This window comes from Aestuariirhabdus haliotis, from assembly GCF_023509475.1.
Classification (GTDB): Bacteria; Pseudomonadota; Gammaproteobacteria; order Pseudomonadales; family Aestuariirhabdaceae; genus Aestuariirhabdus; species Aestuariirhabdus haliotis.
The window spans coordinates 1-723 of record NZ_JAKSDZ010000102.1 but is presented as its reverse complement, the minus strand read 5'-3'; the positions used below and the strand labels follow the sequence as shown (position 1 = coordinate 723).

1 protein-coding gene is annotated in these 723 nt (G+C 47.6%); it reads right to left on the bottom strand.

Features of this window, described 5'->3' with window-relative positions; genetic code table 11:
• Nucleotides 1-521: IS110 family transposase (locus MIB40_RS19435; protein ID WP_249697158.1), on the bottom strand; the 521-nt coding region annotated here is incomplete at its 3' end.
• Between the last annotated feature and the right edge of the window lie 202 nt (nt 522-723).

Genomic DNA, 723 nt, shown 5'->3' with positions numbered 1-723 from the left:
ATCTCTTTTTCAAAAGCCTTTAGCATTCGTTTGTGGGATGCCTCCAATCGCTTCCCCATAATTTGCTGCCTGTTTTTCTCTTTGACTAACAGTTCGATCAGTTGGCGTCTTCGAGCGATCAAGTCCCTGATTTGGCGAATATTCTTACCCTGTGATCGACTGACAGGAGGCTTCACCCTCAGGCCAAATTCAGCAATCACGGCGGCATCAATCTTGTCAGTTTTAGCCAGCTGGTTGATGGCCCCGGCAAAGCGTCTAACTTGCAGAGGCTGGGCAATAACGACAGGGAGACCCAAGCTAAAGGCTTCATCAACCAAGGCCAACTCATAACGTCCTGTAGCCTCGACGACGAGCCTGGCAACCTTATAGCGTTTGATTCGATTGAGGGCAGCACGAATGCCCCCTGGTGTATTATCTGATTGCCAATGCAATTGACGTTCATGGATGAAAAAGTCCAGCTTGAACTTTCCAATATCGACTCCGATGTGTACACCCTCTTTGTTCTTGCGTTCAATTGTCATAAGAACTCATCCTTGCTACATTCGGGCTTGAGGCCCATTCGACTGTTCGAGTTAATAAATCGGATCGGAGACCCGCCCACGCTTGTTAACGGTCTTAATGACCTGTCCATCATCGGGCTGGGAATCCGGTAACTAGATGCCACTAGCTACGGGCTTCACTTTAGACAAAGAAGAGAAATCAAGGAAATTTAACCATACAAGT